The 23,527-nt window shown below is 50.9% G+C and carries 20 protein-coding genes; 9 read left to right on the top strand and 11 right to left on the bottom strand.

All coding sequences use genetic code 11. The features are described from left to right. Positions 1-2 precede the first annotated feature (2 nt). From JTN23_RS08590 to JTN23_RS08600, 3 genes are all read right to left on the bottom strand, one after another. Positions 3-887, bottom strand: coding sequence for a Ppx/GppA phosphatase family protein (locus tag JTN23_RS08590; protein WP_247233893.1), 885 nt, complete (start codon positions 885-887; stop codon positions 3-5). Between the two features lie 143 nt (positions 888-1,030). Further along, positions 1,031-2,569 carry a hypothetical protein gene (locus JTN23_RS08595; protein WP_247233895.1) on the bottom strand — a complete coding sequence of 513 codons (1,539 nt, stop codon included), beginning with the start codon at positions 2,567-2,569 and terminating at the stop codon, positions 1,031-1,033. Then, positions 2,559-3,176: an RNA polymerase sigma factor gene (locus JTN23_RS08600; protein WP_247233897.1), complete on the bottom strand. Its 618-nt coding sequence runs from the start codon at positions 3,174-3,176 to the stop codon at positions 2,559-2,561. The genes JTN23_RS08595 and JTN23_RS08600 overlap by 11 nt, the downstream gene beginning before the upstream one ends. Positions 3,177-3,378: 202 nt before the next feature. Here JTN23_RS08600 and JTN23_RS08605 point away from each other — a divergent pair, with 202 nt between their 5' ends. After that, complete coding sequence (locus tag JTN23_RS08605; RefSeq protein WP_247233900.1) at positions 3,379-3,990, top strand: hypothetical protein; 612 nt, start codon at positions 3,379-3,381, stop codon at positions 3,988-3,990. A gap of 75 nt (positions 3,991-4,065) precedes the next feature. Here JTN23_RS08605 and JTN23_RS08610 read toward each other — a convergent pair whose 3' ends face one another. Continuing rightward, a complete protein-coding gene (locus JTN23_RS08610; protein WP_247233901.1) occupies positions 4,066-4,527 on the bottom strand; it encodes an Lrp/AsnC family transcriptional regulator in 462 nt (153 codons plus the stop codon). A gap of 212 nt (positions 4,528-4,739) precedes the next feature. Here JTN23_RS08610 and metH point away from each other — a divergent pair, with 212 nt between their 5' ends. Next, on the top strand, positions 4,740-8,591 hold the full coding sequence (metH, locus tag JTN23_RS08615; protein ID WP_247233903.1) for a methionine synthase: 3,852 nt from the start codon (positions 4,740-4,742) through the stop codon (positions 8,589-8,591). A gap of 265 nt (positions 8,592-8,856) precedes the next feature. Here the strand turns inward: metH and JTN23_RS08620 are convergent, their stop codons facing one another. Continuing rightward, positions 8,857-9,405 carry a hypothetical protein gene (locus JTN23_RS08620; RefSeq protein WP_247233905.1) on the bottom strand — a complete coding sequence of 183 codons (549 nt, stop codon included), beginning with the start codon at positions 9,403-9,405 and terminating at the stop codon, positions 8,857-8,859. A gap of 193 nt (positions 9,406-9,598) precedes the next feature. Between JTN23_RS08620 and JTN23_RS08625 the strand changes: the two genes are divergently transcribed. Next, positions 9,599-10,042: a transcription elongation factor gene (locus tag JTN23_RS08625; protein WP_247233907.1), complete on the top strand. Its 444-nt coding sequence runs from the start codon at positions 9,599-9,601 to the stop codon at positions 10,040-10,042. 72 nt (positions 10,043-10,114) lie between these two features. On the opposite strand, the gene JTN23_RS08630 is transcribed toward JTN23_RS08625, so the two are convergent. Continuing rightward, positions 10,115-10,831 carry a YebC/PmpR family DNA-binding transcriptional regulator gene (locus tag JTN23_RS08630; protein WP_247233909.1) on the bottom strand — a complete coding sequence of 239 codons (717 nt, stop codon included), beginning with the start codon at positions 10,829-10,831 and terminating at the stop codon, positions 10,115-10,117. 240 nt (positions 10,832-11,071) lie between these two features. Between JTN23_RS08630 and JTN23_RS08635 the strand changes: the two genes are divergently transcribed. From JTN23_RS08635 to metF, 4 genes are all read left to right on the top strand, one after another. Continuing rightward, on the top strand, positions 11,072-11,527 hold the full coding sequence (locus JTN23_RS08635; protein ID WP_247233911.1) for a GNAT family N-acetyltransferase: 456 nt from the start codon (positions 11,072-11,074) through the stop codon (positions 11,525-11,527). 469 nt (positions 11,528-11,996) lie between these two features. Beyond that, positions 11,997-12,227 carry a hypothetical protein gene (locus JTN23_RS08640; RefSeq protein WP_247233912.1) on the top strand — a complete coding sequence of 77 codons (231 nt, stop codon included), beginning with the start codon at positions 11,997-11,999 and terminating at the stop codon, positions 12,225-12,227. Positions 12,228-12,452: 225 nt separating this feature from the next. Next, positions 12,453-12,827 (top strand): hypothetical protein, encoded by a 375-nt coding sequence (locus JTN23_RS08645; RefSeq protein ID WP_247233914.1) that lies wholly within the window; start codon positions 12,453-12,455, stop codon positions 12,825-12,827. A gap of 138 nt (positions 12,828-12,965) precedes the next feature. Then, a complete protein-coding gene (gene metF, locus JTN23_RS08650) occupies positions 12,966-13,922 on the top strand; it encodes a methylenetetrahydrofolate reductase [NAD(P)H] (RefSeq protein ID WP_247233916.1) in 957 nt (318 codons plus the stop codon). Between the two features lie 62 nt (positions 13,923-13,984). Here metF and JTN23_RS08655 read toward each other — a convergent pair whose 3' ends face one another. The 4 genes from JTN23_RS08655 to JTN23_RS08670 all read right to left on the bottom strand — a co-directional run bounded on the left by JTN23_RS08655 (position 13,985) and on the right by JTN23_RS08670 (position 19,312). Then, positions 13,985-14,566 (bottom strand): YqhG/Tai3 family protein, encoded by a 582-nt coding sequence (locus JTN23_RS08655; RefSeq protein ID WP_247233918.1) that lies wholly within the window; start codon positions 14,564-14,566, stop codon positions 13,985-13,987. A gap of 18 nt (positions 14,567-14,584) precedes the next feature. Further along, entirely contained in the window at positions 14,585-14,905 is a 321-nt protein-coding gene (locus JTN23_RS08660) for a heavy metal-binding domain-containing protein (RefSeq protein ID WP_247233920.1), read from the bottom strand. Positions 14,906-15,226: 321 nt separating this feature from the next. Continuing rightward, positions 15,227-16,090 (bottom strand): glycerophosphodiester phosphodiesterase, encoded by an 864-nt coding sequence (locus JTN23_RS08665; RefSeq protein ID WP_247233922.1) that lies wholly within the window; start codon positions 16,088-16,090, stop codon positions 15,227-15,229. A gap of 21 nt (positions 16,091-16,111) precedes the next feature. After that, positions 16,112-19,312, bottom strand: coding sequence for a TonB-dependent receptor (locus tag JTN23_RS08670; RefSeq protein WP_247233924.1), 3,201 nt, complete (start codon positions 19,310-19,312; stop codon positions 16,112-16,114). A 260-nt stretch (positions 19,313-19,572) separates the two neighbouring features. On the opposite strand from JTN23_RS08670, the gene JTN23_RS08675 reads away from it, so the two are divergent. After that, entirely contained in the window at positions 19,573-21,309 is a 1,737-nt protein-coding gene (locus JTN23_RS08675; protein ID WP_247233926.1) for a PQQ-dependent sugar dehydrogenase, read from the top strand. Between the two features lie 99 nt (positions 21,310-21,408). Here JTN23_RS08675 and JTN23_RS08680 read toward each other — a convergent pair whose 3' ends face one another. Continuing rightward, entirely contained in the window at positions 21,409-21,759 is a 351-nt protein-coding gene (locus JTN23_RS08680) for a LytTR family DNA-binding domain-containing protein (RefSeq protein WP_247233928.1), read from the bottom strand. 162 nt (positions 21,760-21,921) lie between these two features. Between JTN23_RS08680 and JTN23_RS08685 the strand changes: the two genes are divergently transcribed. Beyond that, on the top strand, positions 21,922-23,367 hold the full coding sequence (locus JTN23_RS08685) for a hypothetical protein (protein ID WP_247233931.1): 1,446 nt from the start codon (positions 21,922-21,924) through the stop codon (positions 23,365-23,367). The last annotated feature ends 160 nt before the right edge of the window (positions 23,368-23,527 follow it).

The following is a 23,527-nucleotide window of genomic DNA, read 5'->3' on the forward strand; positions in this document are numbered from 1 at the left end:
CTTTATTTCTTCTTTCTACGGCAGGCTCGTTCATAGAGTACCTGGAGTATTCCGTCCTTAAGGCCTACGTCAGGTACGTGTATAGTCTCTACGCCGGCCCACTTCATCGCTGACAGGTAGATATCTCCGGCGGGAAGTATCACATCCGCCCGGTCAGGGTTGAGCTGCAGCTTGTGGATACGTTCTTCCAGCGTAAAGTCGGCGATGTACTGATGCGTCCGTGCTATTTCTTCCAGGCTGGTAGAGCTTTCGGTAAGCTTGGAGGAAAGGTCAAACAGCTTATTAATGTTTCCGCCGGTACCAACAGCCTGTATGGGACGGCTCCGATCCACATTATCCATAATCCATTCCTGCATCTTCTTCCAGGCCCCTTTGGACTCTTTCCCTTCCAGTAGCCGCACCGACCCCAGTTTGAATGACCTGGCGTTCATCTTCTTTTTGTCCAGGTACAGGTTGAGTTCGGTACTGCCACCCCCTACATCGATGTGCAGGTACTGTCCGTCATCCAAAGATTTAACGACTACATTATTGACCAGTTCGGCTTCCTTTTGTCCGTCAATGATCTGAATATGTATACCGGTACGGCCTTCGATCCTGTCACGTACTTCGTGACCATTTTCTGCTTCACGCATGGCGGAGGTAGCACAGGCCATGTGATCGTCTATCTCGTGCAGCTCCATCAGGAGTTGGTAGGTGAGCATGAGCTTCATCATACGGTCCTCACTGTAAGAAGAGATACGGCCTTCCGTAAATACATCGTGGCCCAGGCGGAGGGGGAAACGTACGTACTCTACTTTCTTGAAACGAATGTTGTCCTCATCATGGAGTACCGACGAGATCTGCATCCTCGCGCCGTTGGAACCGATATCAATCGCTGCGAATTTCAAAGCTCTATGTTTAGTGTGAAACCTATTTACTCCTCAAAAATAGATTTTTTTACTAAATAATAACGGCTTTGAAATAGTGACAAAGGTCACATGATCCATATCGCAAAAGCAGGAGCGAGTAGCTACCTGCTTTTGACCCTCACTTAGCGGGCTTTGCCAAATTGATAAAGTAGCTTAAATCGTATGCCCAGGCTTTCGTTATCGGGCAGGTAGGGCCTGGCATCATTACGGGCTATGAAGTAGGTCTCAGCCTGGAGTACGATCGGATCCCAGCGTTTTTCGAGTCCGGCCGAGAGTACAACGTTCGTAAAAGCGGGAGGACGGGGTAGTACCCGCTCCGACCAGTGGTCAATCTGTTGGGTCGGAATACGCAGGTCAAAGCTTATCTCTTGTTTGGCCCGTAGGTTGATAGTAGTACCGGCACCTGCCAGGTAGGCAAAGTTACGTCCCAGTTCCCCCCTGAAATTAACCCCCACCGGGAGCTGAAGGAGTGTGGTACGGGTGGTGATATTAAGTACCTCAAAGCTGGGAGGTATCCGGCGGCCGTGCATAGCCCGGAAATCCTGCCTTTTTTTGTCATGGAAGATTCGTTCGTTGACGTAGCGCTCTTCCTGGTGTTTCTGCCAGTTAAGTCCGGTTGTTATGCTCCAGTGCCGGCTCAGCAGGATTTCGCTCCAGAGGCTGGTCGCCCGGGCTTTGGCCTCCCACTGCTGCCCCAGCCCTATCCGGTAGGGTACCGGCAGGTCAGGCAGTATTCGCTCCGGCTTTTGGGCTTCAACCGGTTGAGGCTGGGCCGTGGGCTGAGTGGCTTGAGTAGTTGGAGGGACACTGGCCAGAGTACTCTTATCCTTTTGGGCAGGCGGCATGCGGCGGTACAGCTTCCGGGCCAGCGGCGTACGCATGGCCAGAGGACGAGCCGGGAGTTCCTCCACACCCTGTATCTCTACTCGCTGATCTGTTGCGATGTTAGTGGGGTGGACCGATTCTCTACCCGGTGCTACTGATTCAGAATTACGGCTAGTACCTAGATCAATACGTCTTTGAGTTAGGTTTTCTTGGTTGTTTGATTGCTTCTCTTGTAGACCAGTACTTTGTTGTGCCAGTACGGGGGGCGGCTCCTGCCGATTCGTTGGTTCCTGCGGGCGATCAGCAGCTTCGGTAGCCGCATCGGGTGTGACTACAGCTGGCTTTCCGACTGGCTCAACGCGGGGAGCCGCCGGTTTTTCTTCTGCCAGGGCTGGTGAAGTAGCGAGTTCCTGATCCTGTGGCAGAGGAGTAGAGGGGGCTTGTGGTCTGGTTGGGTACAGCTCCCGCCATTTCTGCTCAAACAGGGCCTTATCAGGCTCTGCCGCCTTTTCTTTACCTGCTACATATACAGTATCCCTTTGGATAGTGACGGTGGGGGGAGCCATTTGTTGCTGCTCCACGGTCTTCTTCAGGGACGTGATCTCTTTGCGAAGCTTTTCGTTCTGATGGCTTTGATGGAAGTACAATACCGTCGTGAGCACCGCGGTGGATGCGGCGGCGGCATAGCCGATCCACGGGCCGTGGGTCTGCCAGAAGGTAGGCGCCGCGTGCTGACGCATGTAGGATTGCATTCGCTGCCAGTCCTTCTCCTGAAATTCCGGCTGAATGCTTTCTAGCTTCTTACGTAGATTTTCCTCAAATCGATTAATTTTCATTTTGTTTATAGGACTGTATTCCCCAATCGTTCGGAAACAGGTCGGGGTATGATCGCTTGATCAAGTGCTGTAACCGGGCTCGCGCCCTCACATAGTGGGAGCGCACCGTGGCCTCATTGATATTCAACTGGTCCGCTATTTCGCGGTGATTGTAGCCGTCCACTACATACATCATAAAAACTGTTCTATATATCGGCTTGATTTGTTGCACCAGCTCCAGAATTTCTTCGGCCGTAATTTTATCAATGACATCATCGTCAAACTTGGGGTAAGCGGCATCTTCCAGCCCCACCGTATCCCTTGTGTACTTGACGTTCTTGCGGTAGTGGCTGATGGCGGTGTTGATCAGGATGGTCCGGAGCCAGGCCTTGAACGGCTGGCTGGGATCGTACTTGTTGAGATGCTGAAATACTTTAAAGAAGCCTTCGTTCAGGATCTCCTCCGCATCGTCTGATGAGGAACAATGACGCAGACAGATACTCTTGGCGTAGCTAAAGTACTGCCTGTAAAGCGTTCGCTGTGCCTGCTCGTTTCCCGCAATACAGGCACGTATAACGCTTTCGAAGTCCTCCTCTGAGAATTCTATTTTCTTTTTCCTAAAAAACAAGCGGGAGTAAAAGTCAAAAGTTCGGGCTGCTTCTTGGTTGTTCTGTACTTACTCTTTACGCAGGTGGGGCATAGAATGTGGCAGTGACGGGCGAAAATAAATTTAGAATATTTTCTGCCACACTCATACGGCAGGGGGCGTAATGGCTACTGAGTACTCAAACTTTAATCTTACCTATCACTTATAACCTGATCATTACACAATGAAGAAAGTTGTTTTTGTATTGATGGCACTGGTAGCAGGCTTTATAACCGCTTGTCAGCAGGATGCCCTATCCCCCGATGAAACGGTTGAACTGGATCAGCTTACCTTATCGGCTGCGCGCTACGCGGTAGAAGCTGATCCCGTCACCCAAACCCGATGTAAGGGCAAACTTACCGAAGTAGCCACGGCTGACCTGCCGGCGCAGGTGACCAGTTACATTGGTAGTACCTATGCCAATGCTACGATCTTGTTCGCGGGTAAAGATGCCGAAGGTAGACTGGTAGTAGCCGTACAGAAAGAAGACGGAACCCACGTGGGAGTACTGTTTGATGCGAGCGGGACCTTTGTGCAGGAGCTCCAGCGCCACGGCAAAAGAGCCAAACTCACCGAGGTAGAAGTAAGCGCTCTGCCCACTGCTATTACGAGCGACATCAGCACCCGATACAGCGGCGCTGAGATCAGGCATGCCGGTACCAACGCGGAAGGTAACTACTTTGTGCACCTGGTAATCGGCGAAACCAGCAAAGTAGCCGTATATGATGCCAATGGAGCCTTTGTGCAGGAAATGGATAAGCCTGCGCACGGAGGTAAGAAGCATAAGAAACGATAGTAGGTACTGATTGGGCAGTAGCTATCCATTCGTAGGGGTACCTGACACAGGTACCCCTTTTTTTATAGCCAGCTCTTATACGCTCAGCTCTGTAGAAGTCTTGATCTCACCCATTACAAACAGGCTGTGGGTACTGCCTATGTTCTCGAGTGAGCCCAGCTTCTGCATCAGAAACTGCTGGTACTCGGGCATGTCGTTGACGACGATCTTTAACAGAAAGTCATAGTCACCCGAGATGTTGAAGCACTCAAGTACCTCGGGAATCGCCATAACGGCTTCGACAAACCGATCACCCATCGCCCGGGAGTGCTCTTTGAGGGCTATGTTGCAGAATACCATCAGCTTCTTGCCCACCTTATCCCTATCGATGAGGGCTACGTATTTCTTAATAACTCCTTCTTTTTCCAGTCGGCGTACCCGCTCATACACAGGTGTATACGACAGATTTAACATAGAGGCCAGTTCACGGGTCTTGAGGGTTGCATCCTGCTGCAGATGGCGTAAAATGGCACGATCTGTATCGTCTAAAATATGCATAGATAGAATATCTGAATGTGTCGGAGTAGTCGGTACTAAATTAGATAATAGTTATATAAGGTTATACCCGATGTAGATAATATACCTAAATTAATTACACAAATGGAATAAAACGTCTTTCTGGTTAAATTTGTAGTCTTATAGTACCTGCTTCGAAATAAGTAAGCGGAGTAGGTACCTTACCAACATTATTACTGAATTGAATGAGTACTATGGCGACTGCTGTGAAAGTAGATATACGAGAGATTCTAAAGGACCGGATACTGGTGCTGGATGGTGCAATGGGTACCATGATCCAGCGCTACAAACTGGAGGACGAAGATTACCGGGGGGAGCGCTTCAAAGACTGGCCCCGGGATATCAAAGGTAACAATGACCTGCTGTCGATTACTCGTCCCGATGTTATCCGCGAGATCCACGCGGCTTACTTTGCGGCAGGGGCTGATATAGCCGAGACCAATACGTTTTCAGGTACCTGGATCGCCATGGCCGACTACGGCATGGAAGAGCTGGTGTATGAGCTGAACTACGAGTCAGCCAAGCTGGCCCGCGAAGTAGCCGATGAGTTTACGGAGCGTGAGCCGCACAAGCCCCGCTTTGTGTCCGGCTCCATGGGACCTACCAACCGCCTCGCCTCCATCTCGCCCGATCTCAATAACCCCGGCTACCGTGCCATTACCTTCGACCAGCTGGTGGAGGCCTTCTATGAGCAGGTACACGGATTGGTAGACGGTGGAGTGGACCTGTTGCTCATTGAGACCATTACCGATACACTCAACGCCAAGGCAGCGCTGTTTGCCATTGATAAATTCTTTGAAGATGCCCGCAACGGCAAGGTAACGCCGCTGCCGTCGTGGAGATGGGTAGATGGCCAGCCCCTGCCGATTATGGTGTCGGGTACCATCACCGATGCGTCGGGACGTACACTGTCCGGCCAGACCACCGAAGCCTTCCTGACCTCGGTATCGCACCTGCCACTGCTGTCGGTAGGGCTCAACTGTGCGCTGGGAGCCGACCTGATGCGGCCGTACGTACAGACACTAGCCAACGAGGCACCTTTCTATACATCAGCTCACCCCAACGCGGGCCTACCCAACGAAATGGGTGAATACGATCAGACTCCTGAGCAGATGGGAGAGATTGTGGACGGATTCCTGAAAGATAATCTGGTGAATATCATTGGGGGCTGCTGCGGTACTACCCCCGATCACATACGGATCATTGCCAATTTGGCAGCCAGCCATCGCCCCCGTCAGCTACCGGCTATTGACAACAACATGAAGCTGTCGGGACTGGAGCCGGTGAAGATTACCTCGCTGACCAACTTCGTCAATATCGGGGAGCGCTGTAACGTAACGGGATCGAAGAAGTTTGCCCGTCTGATCCGCGAGAATAAGTACGATGAAGCACTGAGCGTGGCTCGTGAGCAGGTCGAAAACGGTGCTCAGGTACTGGACGTAAACCTGGATGAAGGAATGATCGATGGTGTAGAGGCCATGAAGACTTTCCTGAACCTCATAGCTGCCGAGCCCGATATCGCCAGAGTACCCATCATGATCGACTCCTCCAAGTGGGAGGTGATCGAGGCGGGCCTGAAGTGTGTACAGGGGAAAGCCATCGTGAACTCCATCTCGCTGAAAGAAGGGGAGGAGAAGTTTAAAGAGTACGCCCGTACGGTACTACGCTACGGAGCTGCTACGGTGGTGATGGCGTTTGATGAAGACGGACAGGCCGACAACTACGAGCGCCGCATCCAGATCTGTGAGCGGGCTTACCGTATTCTGGTGGATGAGGTAGGCTTCCCGCCGCAGGACATCATCTTCGACCCCAACATCCTGACGGTAGCTACGGGTATCGAAGAGCATAACAACTATGCCGTTGACTTTATCAACGCGGTACGCTGGATCAAGGAGAATCTACCTTATGCCAAAGTATCGGGTGGAGTATCCAACGTATCATTCAGTTTCCGGGGTAATGAGCCCATCCGTGAGGCTATTCATACCGCCTTTCTTTACCACGCTATCAAGGCGGGTCTGGATATGGGTATTGTCAACGCCGGACAGATTGGCATCTATGATGAGATACCGAAGGAGACCCTTGAGCTGGTAGAAGACGTACTGCTCAACCGTCGTCCCGATGGTACGGAGCGTCTGGTGACCTTCGCCGAAACCATCAAGGACAAAGGCAAAACCCAGTCAGGCCCTGACCTGAGCTGGCGCGAGGCAGCCGTAAAGGAGCGTATTACCCACTCGCTGGTGAAAGGGATTGCTGACTACATCGAAGAGGACGTAGAAGAATGCCGCCACCTGTTCAGCCGTCCTTTGGAAGTAATTGAAGGGCCACTGATGGACGGAATGAGTGTAGTAGGTGACCTGTTTGGCGAAGGAAAGATGTTCCTGCCCCAGGTGGTGAAGTCGGCCCGGGTAATGAAAAGAGCCGTAGCGTACCTGCAGCCATTTATTGAAGCCGACAAGCGTGCCGATGCCAAACCGGTAGGTAAAATCCTGCTGGCTACCGTAAAAGGTGATGTACACGATATTGGTAAAAACATAGTAGGTGTAGTACTGGGCTGTAATAGCTACGAGATCATTGACCTGGGGGTAATGGTACCTACGGACAAGATACTGGCGGCGGCCAAAGAGCATAATGTCGATATTATAGGCCTGTCGGGGCTAATCACGCCTTCGCTGGACGAGATGGTGGGCGTAGCCAAGGAAATGGAGCGTCAGGGCTTCAAGATACCGCTGCTGATCGGCGGAGCTACTACCTCACGTATCCATACCGCCGTCAAGATCGACCCGCACTATTCGGGTCCGGTGGTACACGTACTGGATGCTTCGCGCTCGGTACCTGTGGCCGGTAAACTGACCCAGAGTGATAAGAGCCAGGCCGAGGTATTGAAAGATATTAAAGCGGAGTACGCCCAACTTCGCGACGATCACGCCCGTCGTAAGACGGACAAGGCGCATCTGCCGATAGAGGCCGCCCGTCAGAACAAAGTAAACATAGACTGGAAAGAGTACATAGCTCCCAAGCCTTCCTTCCTGGGGACTCGCGTATTGGAAGACTACGACCTGGCCGAAATCGCTAAGTACATCGACTGGACGCCTTTCTTCCAGACCTGGCAGCTACACGGCAAGTACCCCAAGATATTTGAAGATCCGATAGTAGGAGCCGAAGCCCAGAAACTGTACGAAGATGCCGCTGTACTATTGGGCCAGATTATCCGTGACAAGTCGCTGCAGGCGAAGGCGGTGATCGGTTTCTGGCCGGCCAATGCCATCGAGGACGACATCCTGCTGCACGATTTTGAAGAGCAGACGCGCGAAGTACCCTGCGAGCGCCATGGCTCGCATACTCACATGGAGTACAAGATCAGCCGCCGCAACGCCGAAGCAGTCATGAGTGGGCAGAGCCAGGCCGCGCCAATAGGTGGTGAAGTAGTAGTAGATACCCTTACCGTGCTGCACAACCTGCGTCAGCAGACTCAGAAAGCGGCAGGACTACCCAACTACTGCCTCTCTGACTTCATTGCTCCTCTTGAAAGCGGCCATACCGACTACATCGGTGGTTTTGCTGTAACGGCCGGTATCGGTATCGAGGCTCTTCTGGAAAAGTACGAGCGTGAGCACGACGACTACAACAGCATCATGGTCAAGTCGCTGGCTGATCGCCTCGCTGAGGCTTTTGCCGAATTGATGCACGAGCGCGTCCGGAAGGAAATATGGGGCTACGCCGCCGATGAGAAACTGGATAATGAAGACTTGATTAAAGAGAAGTACCAGGGAATTCGTCCGGCACCGGGTTACCCCGCCTGCCCTGACCATACCGAAAAGCAGACCTTGTTCAACCTGTTGGATGCAGGCAGAGCCGATATCATTCTTACTGAGAGCTTCGCCATGTACCCGGCTAGTTCGGTGAGTGGCTGGTACTTTGCGCATCCGGATAGCCGCTACTTCCCCGTGGGGAAGATTCACAAAGACCAGGTAGAAGACTACGCCCGCCGCAAGAACATGTCCGTTGAGGATGTAGAGCGCTGGCTGGCACCTATATTAGCTTATTGATAGTATAGAAATACTTAGGTTTAGAAGCATGGTACTGTGCCTGGTACCATGCTTTTTTATGATATTAGATTAATGAAACAACAAGTACTGGACCACTTTCATGCTCGTCCTGATTTGCAATCAGGACGGCTTCGAATAGCGACTACGCGTCCCGGTTTTAAACGCTACCTGATTCTTCCCCAATTACAAAGTGGGGAGCCCGTTGTGAGTTTCAATAACTACCTGATACAATTAGTACAAAGTTATATTGTTCGTATTAAGTACTTTACTGTTGTCTTGCCTGCCATTCTACTCGTTCTTTTACCCAATGAAAATTAGTAGAGTCCATCTCTTTTCTTTCTGCGGCTTGCTGCATCAGATCCAGGTACTTAGCTAAATAATGTTTGTCATTGCGCGCATGCCAGACAATGAGCCATGCTGCATCAGCGCCCTTCTCCCCAAACTGACTGATGGTGGGCCAGCCTACTTCTTCGATAATTTTATCCAGTAAGATACGATTCGCAGCATCACAAGCTCCCATCCTTTGGCTATAAAATCGGTCTCTGCCAGGTCTATTCTGGTTTAGAAGACTGTCCCGATACCGCTGGTCTACTTCGTACATTTGGTAGAGTAAGTCCTTTATCTCCGCCTGAGATCTCCCCTTAACAGATATAGTTGGATCAATATCTGTGTATAAAATCCTGGGCAACAAAGTTGATGAAGTAACTTTGGGACTATGTGAATCACTTTGGAGACTCTTTTTATCTTCTGGCGAAGAGGTACATTGAGTAATCACCAAAGAAAGAGCTACTAGAGTATATTGAATCTTTTTCATTTGTTGAAGAGATCTAGTAGTGTAACCAATAGTCTATTGTAGAAGTACTATAAATAAACCTATTATTGTAGCTATTTTCAAAATTGTATGAAAGTAACTCACTGTGATTAACCTGATCTTTCATATTATAATCTACTGCTATGTGTCCCGATTATAAAATGTAGTGAACAGGCCTACTGATAATACTTACGTAATGAAGCAACAAGTACTAGCCCACCTCAAAGCCCTGCTCGACGAGCGGATGGCGGTATCGTGGCAGGCGATGGAGGCCGCTCAGGCCTCAGCCAATGAACAAAGCAAAAGCTCCGTGGGAGATAAATACGAAACTGCCCGGGCCATGGGGCAGCTCGACCGCGATATGTATGCCCGGCAGTATGAGCAGGCCCGGCAGGAGCGCCTTGTGCTGGATCGTATTAATGAAACCGAGGTACTTACCCGTGTGGCCTTGGGTAGTCTGGTCAGGACTACGGCGGGCCAGTTCTTTGTGGCGGTAAGCGTGGGGCCGGTGACACTGGATGGTACCACAGTCATGGCGGTATCGCTGGCTTCACCCATTGGTAAACTGCTGATGGGAAAGGGAGCAGGAGAAAGCTTCCAGTTCCAGGGGAAGACGCACAGGATAGAAGCTATCGAATAAGAAGAGGCGGCCCCGTAGGGTCGCCTCAACTAATAAAAAGCTAACAGCTAAAAACTAACAGTTACCAGTTACTTACGCCATGTTATGGAATACGCGCTGCACGTCGTCGTCTTCCTCGATGCGCTCAATAAGCTTTTCTACTTCGGCGGCCTCTTCTTCGGAGAGCTTCTTGGTATCGTTGGGGACACGTTCGAAGTCAGATTCCACGATCTGGAAGCCATTCTCTTCCAGGTAGCTCTGGAGAGAGCCATAAGCGGCAAACTCACCGTAGATTACAATCTGATTGTTCTCTTCGTCCAGGAATACTTCGTCGGCGCCGAAATCAATTAGTTCCAGTTCCAGCTCTTCAATGTCCTTCTTGCCGTCGTTGGCTAACTTGAACACGCACTTCCGGTCAAAGATGAAGTCCAGCATGCCCATAGTACCCAGGCTGCCTCCCAGCTTATTGAAGTAGCTGCGTACGTTGGCTACGGTACGGGTAGGGTTGTCGGTGGTACTTTCCACCAGGATGGCTACACCATGAGGGCCGTACCCTTCGTAGACCATTTCCTTGTAGTCTTCCTGATCTTTGGCGGTAGCCCGCTTGATAGCCCGCTCGATGGTATCTTTAGGCATGTTAGCTGCTCTGGCATTCTGAAGCAGCGCCCGCAAACGAGCATTGGTATTAGGGTCGGCACCACCGCTTTTCACGGCCAGTACTATGTCTTTACCGATACGGGTAAAGGTTTTGGCCATGTGGTCCCAACGTTTAAACATTCGTGCTTTCCGGTATTCAAATGCTCTTCCCATTTTGTATGAGTTGATAAAGCTTGGTTTAGATCAAATTTATTTCGCAAAACTACAAAACCATTATTAACTGAACCAACAATTAGAGCATAAGCCGGTACAAGTGAGAGTAATTTTTAGGAGATGCTTCCGAATTTTTGTCTCCGGTGGATTTCACTACCGTTAATTTGTTTCAATGCATTTATTTTGAGGGGCTACTTGTAGGAGTAGCCTTTCCATTTTTTTAAGATTAACAACATCTACATGCAGCTTACCTGGTCGTTGAAACCCTTTTATAGTCTTACCCTTGATGAGTTGTACCAGTTCCTGCGCCTCCGGAGCGAGGTATTTGTGGTAGAGCAGACCTGCCCTTTTCTGGATATAGATAACAAAGACCAGCCGTGCCACCACCTGATGGGCTGGACGCCGGAGGGGGAACTGGCGGCCTATACCCGTCTGGTACCCCCTGGGCTCTCTTACGAGGAGGTTTCGATCGGGCGGGTGGTATCGTCGCCGCAGTACCGGCGGTACGGTATTGGGCGAGAATTAATGCAGAAGTCCATCGAGAGCATCGGGCAGTTGTACGGCCAGGTACCTATCCGGATTGGGGCCCAGCTCTACCTGAAGAAGTTTTATGAGTCCTTCGGTTTTGAGCAGGTGGGGGAGATGTACCTGGAGGATGATATCGAACACATCCAAATGCTCCTCAAAGTGGGGTGACGTATACAGTTTGGGGAACAATGGGAACGAGTGGGGAGCGCATATTGTGGAAAGTTTTCCCACAAAATTGGAGAATAAAAAATATAAAAAAAAATAAAATGCTGATTTTGAGGTACTTGCACAATGGTGTAAAACTTCTTCTGGAGGTGGCACAGAGATTTAATAAATCTTATTGTCAAACTTATTGACATGCTAAGTAAATGAACATTTACATCGCATGAAATAATAACGACAATCACAGATAGAGGAGGGTTTACGTGGAATAGCCAACTGTAATGCGGTTGGCTATTTTTATTATATGTGGACTTTTCAGAACACCTGCTACTGCCAAAAGCGTATATTACTTCCCAGATTCTTCTTTCCTGCCCTACTTACCCCACTGGAATACGAATTGTTTACTACTTCCTGACATTGGCCCTCCGGTACCGGAAGGTCCCTGCTTGCTAACAACTATTGAATCCATACAGCTATGAAGTCCAAAGAAACCATTGAAGAAAATGATAAGAACGTAGAGGGAGGAAGCCCTTCACCGGCCGGAACGGCTGATATCCAGAAGCATCTGGACGATACCTACAAGTCATCTGAAAGGTTGGATGATGATGCGGTGGATGAGTTTGAGGAGAACAATATGAACAAGCACAAAGGGTATAACGAAATGCCGCCCGACGTGCCGGTCACGAAAAAAGAAACAAGACGTTAGGCAACAGCATAAACATAGTCCGGACAGATACGTAAAGAACATGGAAAGGCATATGAAAATGTGTGAGCTGGCCTGGCGGCTGCTCTGGTTCAGTACCATGGTAGGTGGGGTAATGTACATGGCTTCTGCCTGATGGTACCCAATGGGTCATCGCTAAAAAATTTATGTGCCTGTTCCAACTTTTTGGGCTATTGTAATCTCTTTGTCTAAAAACCAATCAAATAGATGAAGAACTACCTTGTATTAGCCATGTTTGCACTGGGAGCCGTGGCCTGTGAGTCAGGCGAGCCCAAAGATGAGCTGGCCGCCCTGGCCGAAAGTCAGTGCAGCTATGCAGATCGTAAAACAGTAAGTACCCTCGACAACCGTCAGGGCGCCGTGCGGGTCACAACCACGGAGTCCGACAAGTGGGTGGATATCTACCTGAATGACGATCCCAACACACCCTATTGCCCCTGTAACATTCCGGCGTCATTAGCATTGGAAGGTACCAGGGTAGAGTTTACTGCCGAAGTAAAAGAGACATTGCCCAATGAGCGCTGGCGGTGCCAGCCCGTTGTTCTGAAGTCGATCAAGAAGTTATCTTCAGAAGGAAAATAAGTAACAGCAAAGCCCGGTAGCCATCTTCCGGGCTTTGCTGTTTAAAGTAGTCCTAAACGTTGTTAATTGGCAATAGTTTAGTTCAAAAGTTGGAAACTAAGTACCTTTGCGGCTGTTTAAGCTATATAAAGGTACTACATGACCAAAGTAACGGAGTACATTAGTCAGGCTAACGGCAAGACTCTATTTTCCATCGAGATCATCCCACCACTCAAGGGGCAAAATATCAATCAGCTACTGGATTCGGTAGAGCCTCTCATGGAGTTTAAGCCGCCTTTCGTAGATGTCACTTACCATCGTGAGGAAGTCATTGAAAAGCAATTAGAGAACGGATTGATTCGTCGTATTCCGGTGCGTAAGCGTCCGGGTACGGTGGGGATTTGTGCCCGCCTCATGGAGCGCTTCAAAGTAGATGCGGTACCGCATATTATCTGTGGTGGCTTTACCAAGGAAGAAACCGAAGATATGCTGATCGACCTGCATTACCTGGGTATCGATAATGTACTGGTACTGCGCGGAGATCCAGAAAAATCGGTAGGCGTATTCAAACCCAAAGAAGGTGGACACTGCTATGCTTCTCAACTGATTGAGCAGGTAGTCAATATGAATAAGGGCATACTGCTGCACGAAGAGACGCAGGGCTATCCTACGGACTTTTGTATCGGTACGGCCGGGTATCCCGAAAAGCACCTGGAAGCACCTGATTTCGATACCGACTTCAACTACTTCAAAGCGAAGATAGACGCCGGTGCTGATTATATAGTGACCCAGATGTTTTTTGATAACCAGAAGTACTTCCAGTTTGTGGAGCGTTGTCGGGCAGAGGGTATTACAGTACCTATCATTCCGGGTCTGAAGCCACTCTCTACTAAAAAACAACTGACGGTACTACCTAAGATATTTCATCTGGATATGCCTGAGGAACTGGTAAAGGAAGTTGAAAAATGTGAAACCGATACCGAGGTACGCCAGGTAGGTATAGAGTGGGGCATCCAGCAGAGTAAGGAGCTCATGGCCTACGGAGTACCGGTACTGCACTTCTATACCATGGGTAAGTCAGATAATGTGATGAAAATTGCCCGCGAGGTATTCTAAATCTGCTATATATAAATTTAAAAAAGCCCAGGGTACTGCAGTATTCTGGGCCTTTTTAGTGATTAGTCTATATGGGCTATCTTCCACTTGCCGTCCTCCTGCCTGAGCCGGTAGGTAAGAGTGTAGCTGGGCTCTGTGAAGGTGACGGCTACCGTAGCTTCTGGCCCGGCTACTTTGATTTGGGCGGCTGCACCTAGTTGGGTAAGAGCTGCATCGTAGGCAGGTGGGTCCTGCGAGTTGAAGTACCGGTCGTAATCTTTAGAAGCGGCATAGCCTTCCTGTTTGATAGCCTGCTGCATCCGGGCATATTCTTCTTCCAGACCATGCAGGTAGGAGGAGGCAAAAAGGCCGGTTGTGCGCAGACTCTGGATATGTTGTCTGATGCAAACGGTATCTACATCGGTCACGTCCACACCATCCATCGTGAAACAGCCTCGCTCATCCGCCTGCTCGGGATGATTTTTCAGCCACCCGATCAGACTGCTCACCGTGCTAAGGGGGGCAGCGCCCTCCTGGGCAGGAGCTTCGGCAGGCGGCTGTGACTCCGATAAAGTTGTGGAGGTAGTCTGGCAGCTACTAATGATCACAGCCAGAATCAGCAGCCAGGTGGCGGAACGGGTAGGGTACTTAGGGTGTGTGTGCATAGTGGTAGGCAGTGGGACCTATTCAGTAATAACAGCGGTACCGTTGGCACTCACCATCAGGATGGTGTTGGTGTTGCCGATGGTCTGGTAGTCGAGGTCCACGCCGACTATAGCGGTGGCCCCCAGGCGCTGGGCTTGATCCATCATCTCCCTCACGGCAATGCTCTTAGCCTCCCGCAGGCCCTGCTCATAAGCACCCGCACGGCCACCCACGATGTCGCGGATGCCGGCAAAAAAGTCCTTGATAAAATTAGCCCCGATGACGGCTTCGCCGTTGACGAGGCCGATGTACTTTACGATTTTTTTACCTTCAATGGTAGGGGTGGTAGTGATGAGCATAGGTTGGTGATGTTAATAGTGGTACCTGGGTGATTATTGAATGACACAAACCTACTTATAATATTTATTTTCTTGTCTGCCTGATGGATAACCCCGCTAAGTTTCAGGATAAAAGGCCATACATTATCCATAAATGGTACATGGGATCTAACGGTCAATGCTTCCCTGCCGGGTAGCTCCGTAGCATCCAATGTACCGGGTGCTATGTAGGCCTCTGCCCAAAAAGAAACCACCAGGAGGAGAAACAAGTCCCTTCCTGGTGGTTGTCTGATCAGGTGCCCTTCTACCGGGCAAGTGTATTTCTACTGTTCGGGCCCCTGACTAAAACAGGTCCGGGTAATCCGTAATAATCCCATCAACACCCAACTGACGAAGAGAATCGATCTCTTCTTTGGTATTCACCGTCCAGGGAATAATCTGCATACCCTGCTGGTGACAGGCCTTTACAGTTTCGGCCGTTACGGTCTTGTAGTAGGGGCTGTATACCACCGGCGTAAACCCAAGCGCCGCCAGGTTGTCGGCCAGGGGCTTCCTATTCGCCGTCAGATACGATAGGGTTACGTCAGGAAACTGCTTATGGAGCAACTGCAGCGGCCTCACATCAAACGACTGAATCGTTAGCCGTGATCCGAGGTTTTTCTGGCGGCAAACCTCCATCACCAGATTCACAAACGTCTGCGGATCGGGATGATATACACCATCTGCCGCCGGGTTTGACTTGATCTCTATGTTGAGCAGAGGCAGCGGCATCCCTTTGGCTCTGGCGTAGGTATCTACCGAATCCAGGAGTTCGGACAGCAACGGCTTGTAGATGCTCATTTTCTGCTGACGGGCAAACTCCGGGTGCGGCTTGCTACCTACGTCGAACTTTTTGATCTCGGCGTAGGGCAGCTGGTACAGATTGATCTGCTTTTCTTCACTGGCCTGCACGGGTGTACCGTCCGGTTTTAGCGCGATATTCGACGACATGTACGGCTCGTGTGAGACTACCACCTGATGGTCTTTGGATATGACTACATCCAGCTCCAGTGTCCGCACGCCCAGGTCCATCGCTTTTTTCATCGCGGGTACCGTGTTTTCAGGCATCAGCCCCCGGCTGCCCCGGTGCCCCTGCGTGTTGAAGGGCTCCTGCGCCAGCGCCATATGGGAGCACAGCATCAATCCTAACCAAGCTATCTTTTTCATAGTCTGTATTCTTTTTCCGGATTAGAAGCTATAACGAAGACCTAACTGAACCTGGTAAGGATCGCCCGATGGGTTAACAACACCTGCTGTGTTGACCCGGTACACAAACCGCTGGTTGGCCCGGTCGAAAGGAGCCACCGCAGGCGTAGTACCCGAAGCCGGCATACCCAGTGCGTACAGTGCCTGTGAGCCGAGCGATTTGTTGACGCCCCACGCTTTGTTCAGCAGGTTAGCAAAGTTAAATATATCGGCCGAGAACTCTATGCTGTGGTTTTTGTAGAAGCGGAACCGCTTGCTGGCGCGTATATCCCATACGCCATAGAAGCCGTTGATACCGCCGTTGCGCTCGGCCATCTGACCGGAATATTTCAGGATGTAATCCTTGATGCTCTGGCTGGCGTTGGGGTTGTCCAGAATAGCCTGCAGACCTGTCCGTACGTTGGTAGGTACTTCTGTACTGTTGCGGTCAAAGATGAAGGCCAGGTCGTTTTGTCCTGCCACGAAGTCGGCGTTACTGTTGGCGCCCGACAGCAGCGTGTAGCGCGTTCCGCCCAGACCTGAGTACCGCACACCTACACTAACACCGTAGAAAGTAGGCAGCGTACCGAAGAATACTACCTTGTGACGGAAGTGGTTATCCGAGTACGTAACGCGGCTCAGGTTGCGCGGATCGTCTTTTACCGGCTGCACAAGGGTGGCCGTGTTGGCTACGTTACCGTTGTACGAAGTGTTATCGCGGGTGTCATTCCAGGTATAGCTGGCGTTGAACTCGCCGTCGCGGAAGTAGCGAAAAGTCGCGTCAGCTACTACGGCAAACTGGTTTACTTTTCCATCGCTGGTCAGCTCCAGTACCCGGCCCAGTCGCTGGCTGATACGGCCCTGTAGCCAGTCGCCCGCACCGTTAGCTGGCATAGATGCCAGGGGTACATACACGCCCCGGTTGCCTTCGTTGGCCAAGCGGAAGAACGGCTCTGTTACCATGTTGCGGTCTACGTACGTATAGTTATTGCGGGCCAGCGACATAAATCCTGACAAGCTCACCTTCAGGCGGTCGCTCAGGAAGCGGGTGTAGGATACGTTGGCTTTGTAAAGCACCGGTACGCGGGCATTAGCGCCGGTCATGTTGATGGTAGGCAGCTGGAACTGGGCCAGGCTCGGGATGTTGGCGTAGTTCTGACGGTAAGCCGCGAAGTCAGGCGTAGGGACATTGGCTCCGCGCACATCCACGGTAGCCAGGTTGGTACCGTCGAACGTCAGGTTATTTATGACAGCGTAGTTGTTGATATCTGAGGCAAATACTCCGGCACCAAAGCGGATGATGTCTTTCTGACGCTCGTTTACATCCCAGCTAAACTGCAGTCGTGGCTGCACGATGAACGACCGTAGCCGGTTATCCGTACGTAGCTTCAGATCTTCCAATACCACTTGGTTCAGGGCTGCTTTGGGGTAATGCGCGTAATCCAGGCGCAGACCGGCAGTCATATCCAGGCCAGTAGCCAGTCGGGTGTGCATCTGACCGTATACGCCGGCGTTCCATATGCTACCGCGTACGCTCCAGTCGTCTTTCAGAGGTACTTCGCGGAAGTACCGGTAAGGCTGCAAGCGCTCAAATTTATCCAGAGCCGAGGCCGAGCCATCTACTGTATAGTGGAAGCGGCCATTTACTTCGCTACCATATACGGAGTTGGAGTGGGTGTACATCAGATCAGCTCCGAATGTAAACTGGGCCCGGTCGGTGTTGTAGTACAGGTTGTTTACCAGTTGCACTACGTTGTTGGTAAAGCCTTCCTGCGCGAAGCGGTGACCGCCCATCTGGATGTTGGTAGAGCGGTTGGCCCCGTCGATCGACGATACGACGTTCTCAACGATAGCGCGGGGAATGTTGGCCGAAGGCAACTGATCACCGGGGCTGCTCAACTGGTACGTATGCAGGTGCTGTAGCTTCAACTCGTTCGTTACGCGTGGATTCAGTACACTACGTAGCGTAACCAGCATGCTGTTGTCCCAGTTGAAGTCGTTGCCGTACGATTCATAGATGTTGATGGCCGTGTTATCAGCCAGACCCAGTTTGTTGCGGTCGCTGGTGAAGTTGTTACGCAGGGTCAACAGGTTGTTTCTGTTAATCTGCCAGTCGAGGCGGAGAAAACCTGCGTTGGAACCACGTACTTTATCAAACTGACCGTACTGGGGGGTATTGGCGGTACCGTACAGGTTGCGGGCTATACCCACAAATCGGTCGAGCGTCGTGCGGGTCACGTTGAAGCGGTTTTCGTCGGCGGGCGACTGTATGTCGGCTACAAACAGCGGGCGTGAGTCCTGCTGGCGGTCCCATACTACAAAGTAGTGCAGCTTGTCTTTGATGATAGGTCCACCCAGTGAGAAACCAAACTGATTGGTGGCAAACTTGATGTTACGCTTGTTACCACGAATGTCGTACGGGCTGGACAACCAGTCGGCACGGGTGTAGTTGAATACGCTACCCGTAAGCAGGTTGGTACCGGCTTTAGTTACGGTACTGATAATACCACCGCCCGCACGGCCGTACACTACGTCGTACTGGTTGGTAATTACCTTGAATTCGCGTACGGCCTCAATGGAGATGGAGTAAGGTGCTCCGCTTCGGCTGGTGGTCGCTCCCGCCGAGGTAGGGTTCTTGGCCGTCATACCATCAATGGTGAAGTTGGTCGACGAACCTATCTGGCCCGACAGGTTTCCGCCCCGGCCCGCCAGAGGCGACAGGTCCGTGAGGGTGGTGAAGTTACGGCCGTTCACCGGCAACGTCGAAATAGACCGAGCTGATATGGTGGTGGCCGCACCGAAGTTTTCAACCTTGTTTTTCAGACCCGACGCGACCACCTGCACTACTTCGAGTGTTTGCTCATCGTCTTTCATATTCGGGTTGATGCGCACAGCGTCGCCCTGGTTGAGCATGTACCCGGTGCGCTTCTGCTCACCAAAGCCCACGAACGAGAACCGTATCGTGTAAGGCCCTCCCAGAGGTAGTTCTTTGAACGAGTACTCACCTTGCGCATTGGTGATAGTTCCCGCGCTAAAACCGGTGGCTTCGTTACGTACCTGAACGGTTGCACCCGGTAGGGGCGCTTTATTATTGTCGTAAACAACCCCTGCAATGGACGCTTGGGTCGTTTGCGCCATCGAACGGGTCGTAATGACGCAGCTAAATAAGAGAAGGAAACTGAGTAAAAATAGATTTTTTTTCATGCAGCAGTATGAATGGTTTTTGCTGCCGCAAAATGACGAAGTTACTGTTACCTGAATGTTATCGCTGTATTACCAATTAATGTCTAATCTGGGTGGTCAGTGGCCTGTTTATTCACCCATGGTAAAGCCTACGGGGGAGTAGTTTTAAAACCACTACACCTTCACTATATATTGGCTAAACCTGATCATTTACCCGGAAGGTCAGTGTTTAAGCCGATGAAAGTCGTCTTTAAGGTACATTCTATTTATACTAATTTTTCATGTATCGTTGCTTGCTTATCAGTGCCTTATTTACAATAGGTAGCTTAGGGCTACCGGATCACCACGCCCTAGCCCAGAAGCCAGCGAGTGCCTCCACCGATGCGGCTCAGGCTGCCAGGGGGGAGACTCTTTTTACTACCTACTGCTCGTCCTGCCATAATCTGCAGGACGATGGCATGGGGCCCCGGCTCGGTGGTGTTACCACCATACGCTCTGACCAGGAGCTAACGGCTTTTATTCGTAATCCGGAGAAGGTAATTCAGTCGGGTGATAATCGGGCCGTAGCCCTGCACCAGCGCTACAAGACTATCATGCCGCCGTTTGACTTTCTGAAGCGGGAGGAAGTGGATGCGATCCTGGCCTATATCAAAAACGAAACGCAGCTCCACAAAATACAGCCCCTTCAGCTAACAGTGGAGGCTAATGCGGTGGCGGCTGATAAGCTGATTGCTCCGGTCCAAAAATCACCCATGCGTATTGAGCTGGAGCCTTTTGTGAAGTTTCCCAATTCCAGCGACAAGCCCCCCCATACCCGTATTGCCAGCATGCGGGCGCATCCTTCCGGTGATGGTACCTTGTACGTCAATGACCAGAACGGACTGATCTATCGCATCCAAAATGGGCAGCCAGCGGTTTTTCTGGATATCCGGAAGAAGATCGAAGGCTTTATCAATACCCCCGGACTAGCCACCGGCCTGGGGAGCTTTGCCTTCCATCCCGACTACCTCAGGAACGGCCTCATCTACATTACCCATACCGAAGCCTTTACCGGCAAGCCCGCTGACTACGAGTATGACAAATCCATCAAGGTAGCGATGCAGTGGGTACTTTCGGAATGGAAGATGAAAGATATTAAGAGTCCTGTATTTGAAGGAGAGCGGAGGGAAATGCTTCGTATCAATGTACCTTCGCAGGTACACGGCGTACAGGACATAAAGTTTGCACAAGGGGTGAAGAAGGGCGAGCCTGATTACGGAAAGCTGTACATAGGTATTGGAGATGGGGGTACTACCATCGGGCGGCACCCCGAGCTGGCCCACACGATCAAGTCGCCGCTGGGTACCATCATCCGGATAGATCCGCTGGGCCGCAACAGCCGGAACGGCAGGTACGGCATCCCGTCCGACAATCCGTTTGTAAAGGAGACTGATCCGGAGGTCTGGAAGGAGATATGGGCCTATGGGTTTCGCAACCCGCACCGCTTTGCCTGGGCCACTGACCACGGCCATAAGATGATCGCTACCGAAGTAGGGGAGGGTAATGTAGAAGAGGTAAACATCATTGAAAAAGGCGCCGACTACGGGTGGAACGTACGTGAGGGGAACTTCCGCATCTCGGCCAGCGACCTCAAGAATGTCTACGAAGTCAGTGAGGCGGAGGCAGGTCCCTACCGGGCTCCTTTTGCCCAGTACAGCCACGCCGACGGATCGGCCATCAGTGGTGGCTACGTGTATAAAGGCGATCTGAAAGTTCTCAACGATAAATTCCTGTTTGGCGACATCTACAACGGAAGGCTCTTCTACCTCCACTTCGACAGGAAATTATCCGATCCCACCATCTACGAAATGGAGATTGTGGAAAATGGCTCCAAAACCGACCTGCGTAAGCTCACCAACACCCAGCGCGTAGATATGCGCATCGAGTACGACTACTTCACCCGCCAGCTCTACATCATGACCAAAAACGACGGCATGATGCGCCGGGTTACGAAAGCATATCTGGAGAAGGAGCAGTAGGGGGGTACTTAGAAACAACAGATAAAGGCATGTGCTGACTAGCGAACCAGTCAGCACATGCCTTTATTTTACTCATTTACTATCGAGAAAACGGTTCGGTCAATAATAGTTAAAATGCCGTCTTAGTAAGTCCATTGTTATCTTAAACCGTCGCCTCGATACGCTTAGAACCGATCTGTTCGCCATCACTATTATACCTGCTTGCGAAAATTCCTGTGCGTATTTTAGGTTGATCACGTCCTTACGGTTGAGGCGTAGCAGGGGGGCGTGCTCTTCCAGATCTTCTTCGACTAATTTGAGCGTACGGGCTACCAGAAAATCTTTCCCGTTGGATTGGTAGATGCGGGTGTAGTTGCGCTCGGCTTCCAGGCGTACAATGTCATTAGGATTGACTTGTGTGTAGCAGCCGATTCGGGCAGTAGGGGTAGAGTGGGTTGGTTGTGGATTCATCAGAGGGGTGTGTATGTATAGGTACGAACAGAGCTAATCACCAGGAGTAGGTGGTGATAGGGTATGGATACTTTCAAATCTATTTTTAAATGAGCAGGTTTTCTGTTTATTTCGTGTGATTCCCGAAATCACGGACCCTCACCATTAGTGAAATAGTTGATAATGAAGAAGTTTTTGCGGCTTGCCGTGCTCATGATGGCAGTGAGCATTGAGGTAGCCAATGCGGGGGGAGTACCCCTGGTATGGAAGTGGCTGGACTGGCATAATGACACGTTTTACCGCATTAATTTTAAGACCCGCGTCTTTGAAAGGCAGACGAAGGATGCGACCTGGGAGGTGCTGGGAAAGCTCCGGACGGTGAACTTTGATGAGCTGGACCGATCTCCCACCATAGAGGTGCCGCATGTGATACCTCTGAACGAAACGCGTCGCGATTCCCTCTACATTCAGATCCCGGGTACCGGGCAGGTTTTTCTTTTTACTACCAATAATGCTACCCTCGAACGGCTGGACCGTACCTACTACCGGGGGTATAACTTCCGGGCTGAAGTCTTCATGCGGAAGGGGCAGCTTTACTCCGTAGGAGGGTGCGGGTTCTGGACGCAGATCAACTCCATGACTACCTATCTGCCGACGGCACGGGAGTGGGAAATCATAGTACCCAAGTCGGAATCGCCGGCCTATATCATGGGCGACCTGACCCATTACATTCCTTCCCGTGATGTTGTTATCTCCGGCCTGAATTTCCTGAAGGATAGTTTCCATAAGGACTATACCGGCCAGGTAGAGCCTACCTACTGGGAGTATGCATTTGCTACCAATACGTGGAGCAGGAAGGGAGCCGTAAATGCAGCCCTGGTAGAGGACATTACCGAGAACCTGTTTAGTTTTTCCTCCCACCTGGTCGAAGAAGATAAGCTAATCATAGCCCGCCATGATCGTGTTCCTTCCCTGACGTTGTATTACGTCAATCTATCAACCAATAAGCTGTATCGCTATCCGGAAATACTCAAGACAGAAGATTGTGATTCGGTAATGGTATCCAAAGGGGTTGTCTACGTTCCGGTAGACTTTACGACCTACGCCACCAGCTCTACCAAAAGGATCACAATGGACGAGATAGCCAGGGGGGCGGTACTGATAGGTGATTTTGTGCAGCCGGTGGGCGGTACACCTACCCGGCAGTATCTATACTGGATAGTACCGGGACTGGTTTTGCTGGCAGTGGGTGGCTACTGGGTAGTGAAGAAGCAAAAAGGAAAGTCCGTACCTCCCGTTCCGGTGGTGTCTGATCAGCTTTCTGACCTGGACGAGCAGGAAAGAAGGGTGTTGCGGGTATTCATGGATGCCTATCCGGCTGCACTCAGTGCGGATGAGTTGCATAATTTACTACTGCTGGAAGCAAAAAGCATGGACAACCAGCGGAAGCTGCGAAACGACTTTCTGAATGCATTCAATACCAAGCTAAAGCTGATCATTCAGGAAGAGGAGAGTATTATCCGGGTAGCGAACGAGAAGGACCGGCGTATCAATGACTATGTGTTGAAGAAAGAGGCCTGGGAAAAACTGAACGGCAGTTTGGTCATTGTTGGCCGGCGAAGTATATAGAAAGCATGTAAACAGGTAGTTATAAAGTATTATGTGTTGGCCTCTGCGCATGCAGAGGCCTTTTTTATGGCTAATCAGAGAGGTTTTACTCGCACAAAAGCAAAACCTGACGAAAGTCATACTTTCACCCCTACCACCGTCATGCGGTTTGCGGAGCCAG

It is taken from the genome of Telluribacter roseus, assembly GCF_017355915.2.
Classification (GTDB): domain Bacteria; phylum Bacteroidota; class Bacteroidia; order Cytophagales; family Spirosomataceae; genus Telluribacter.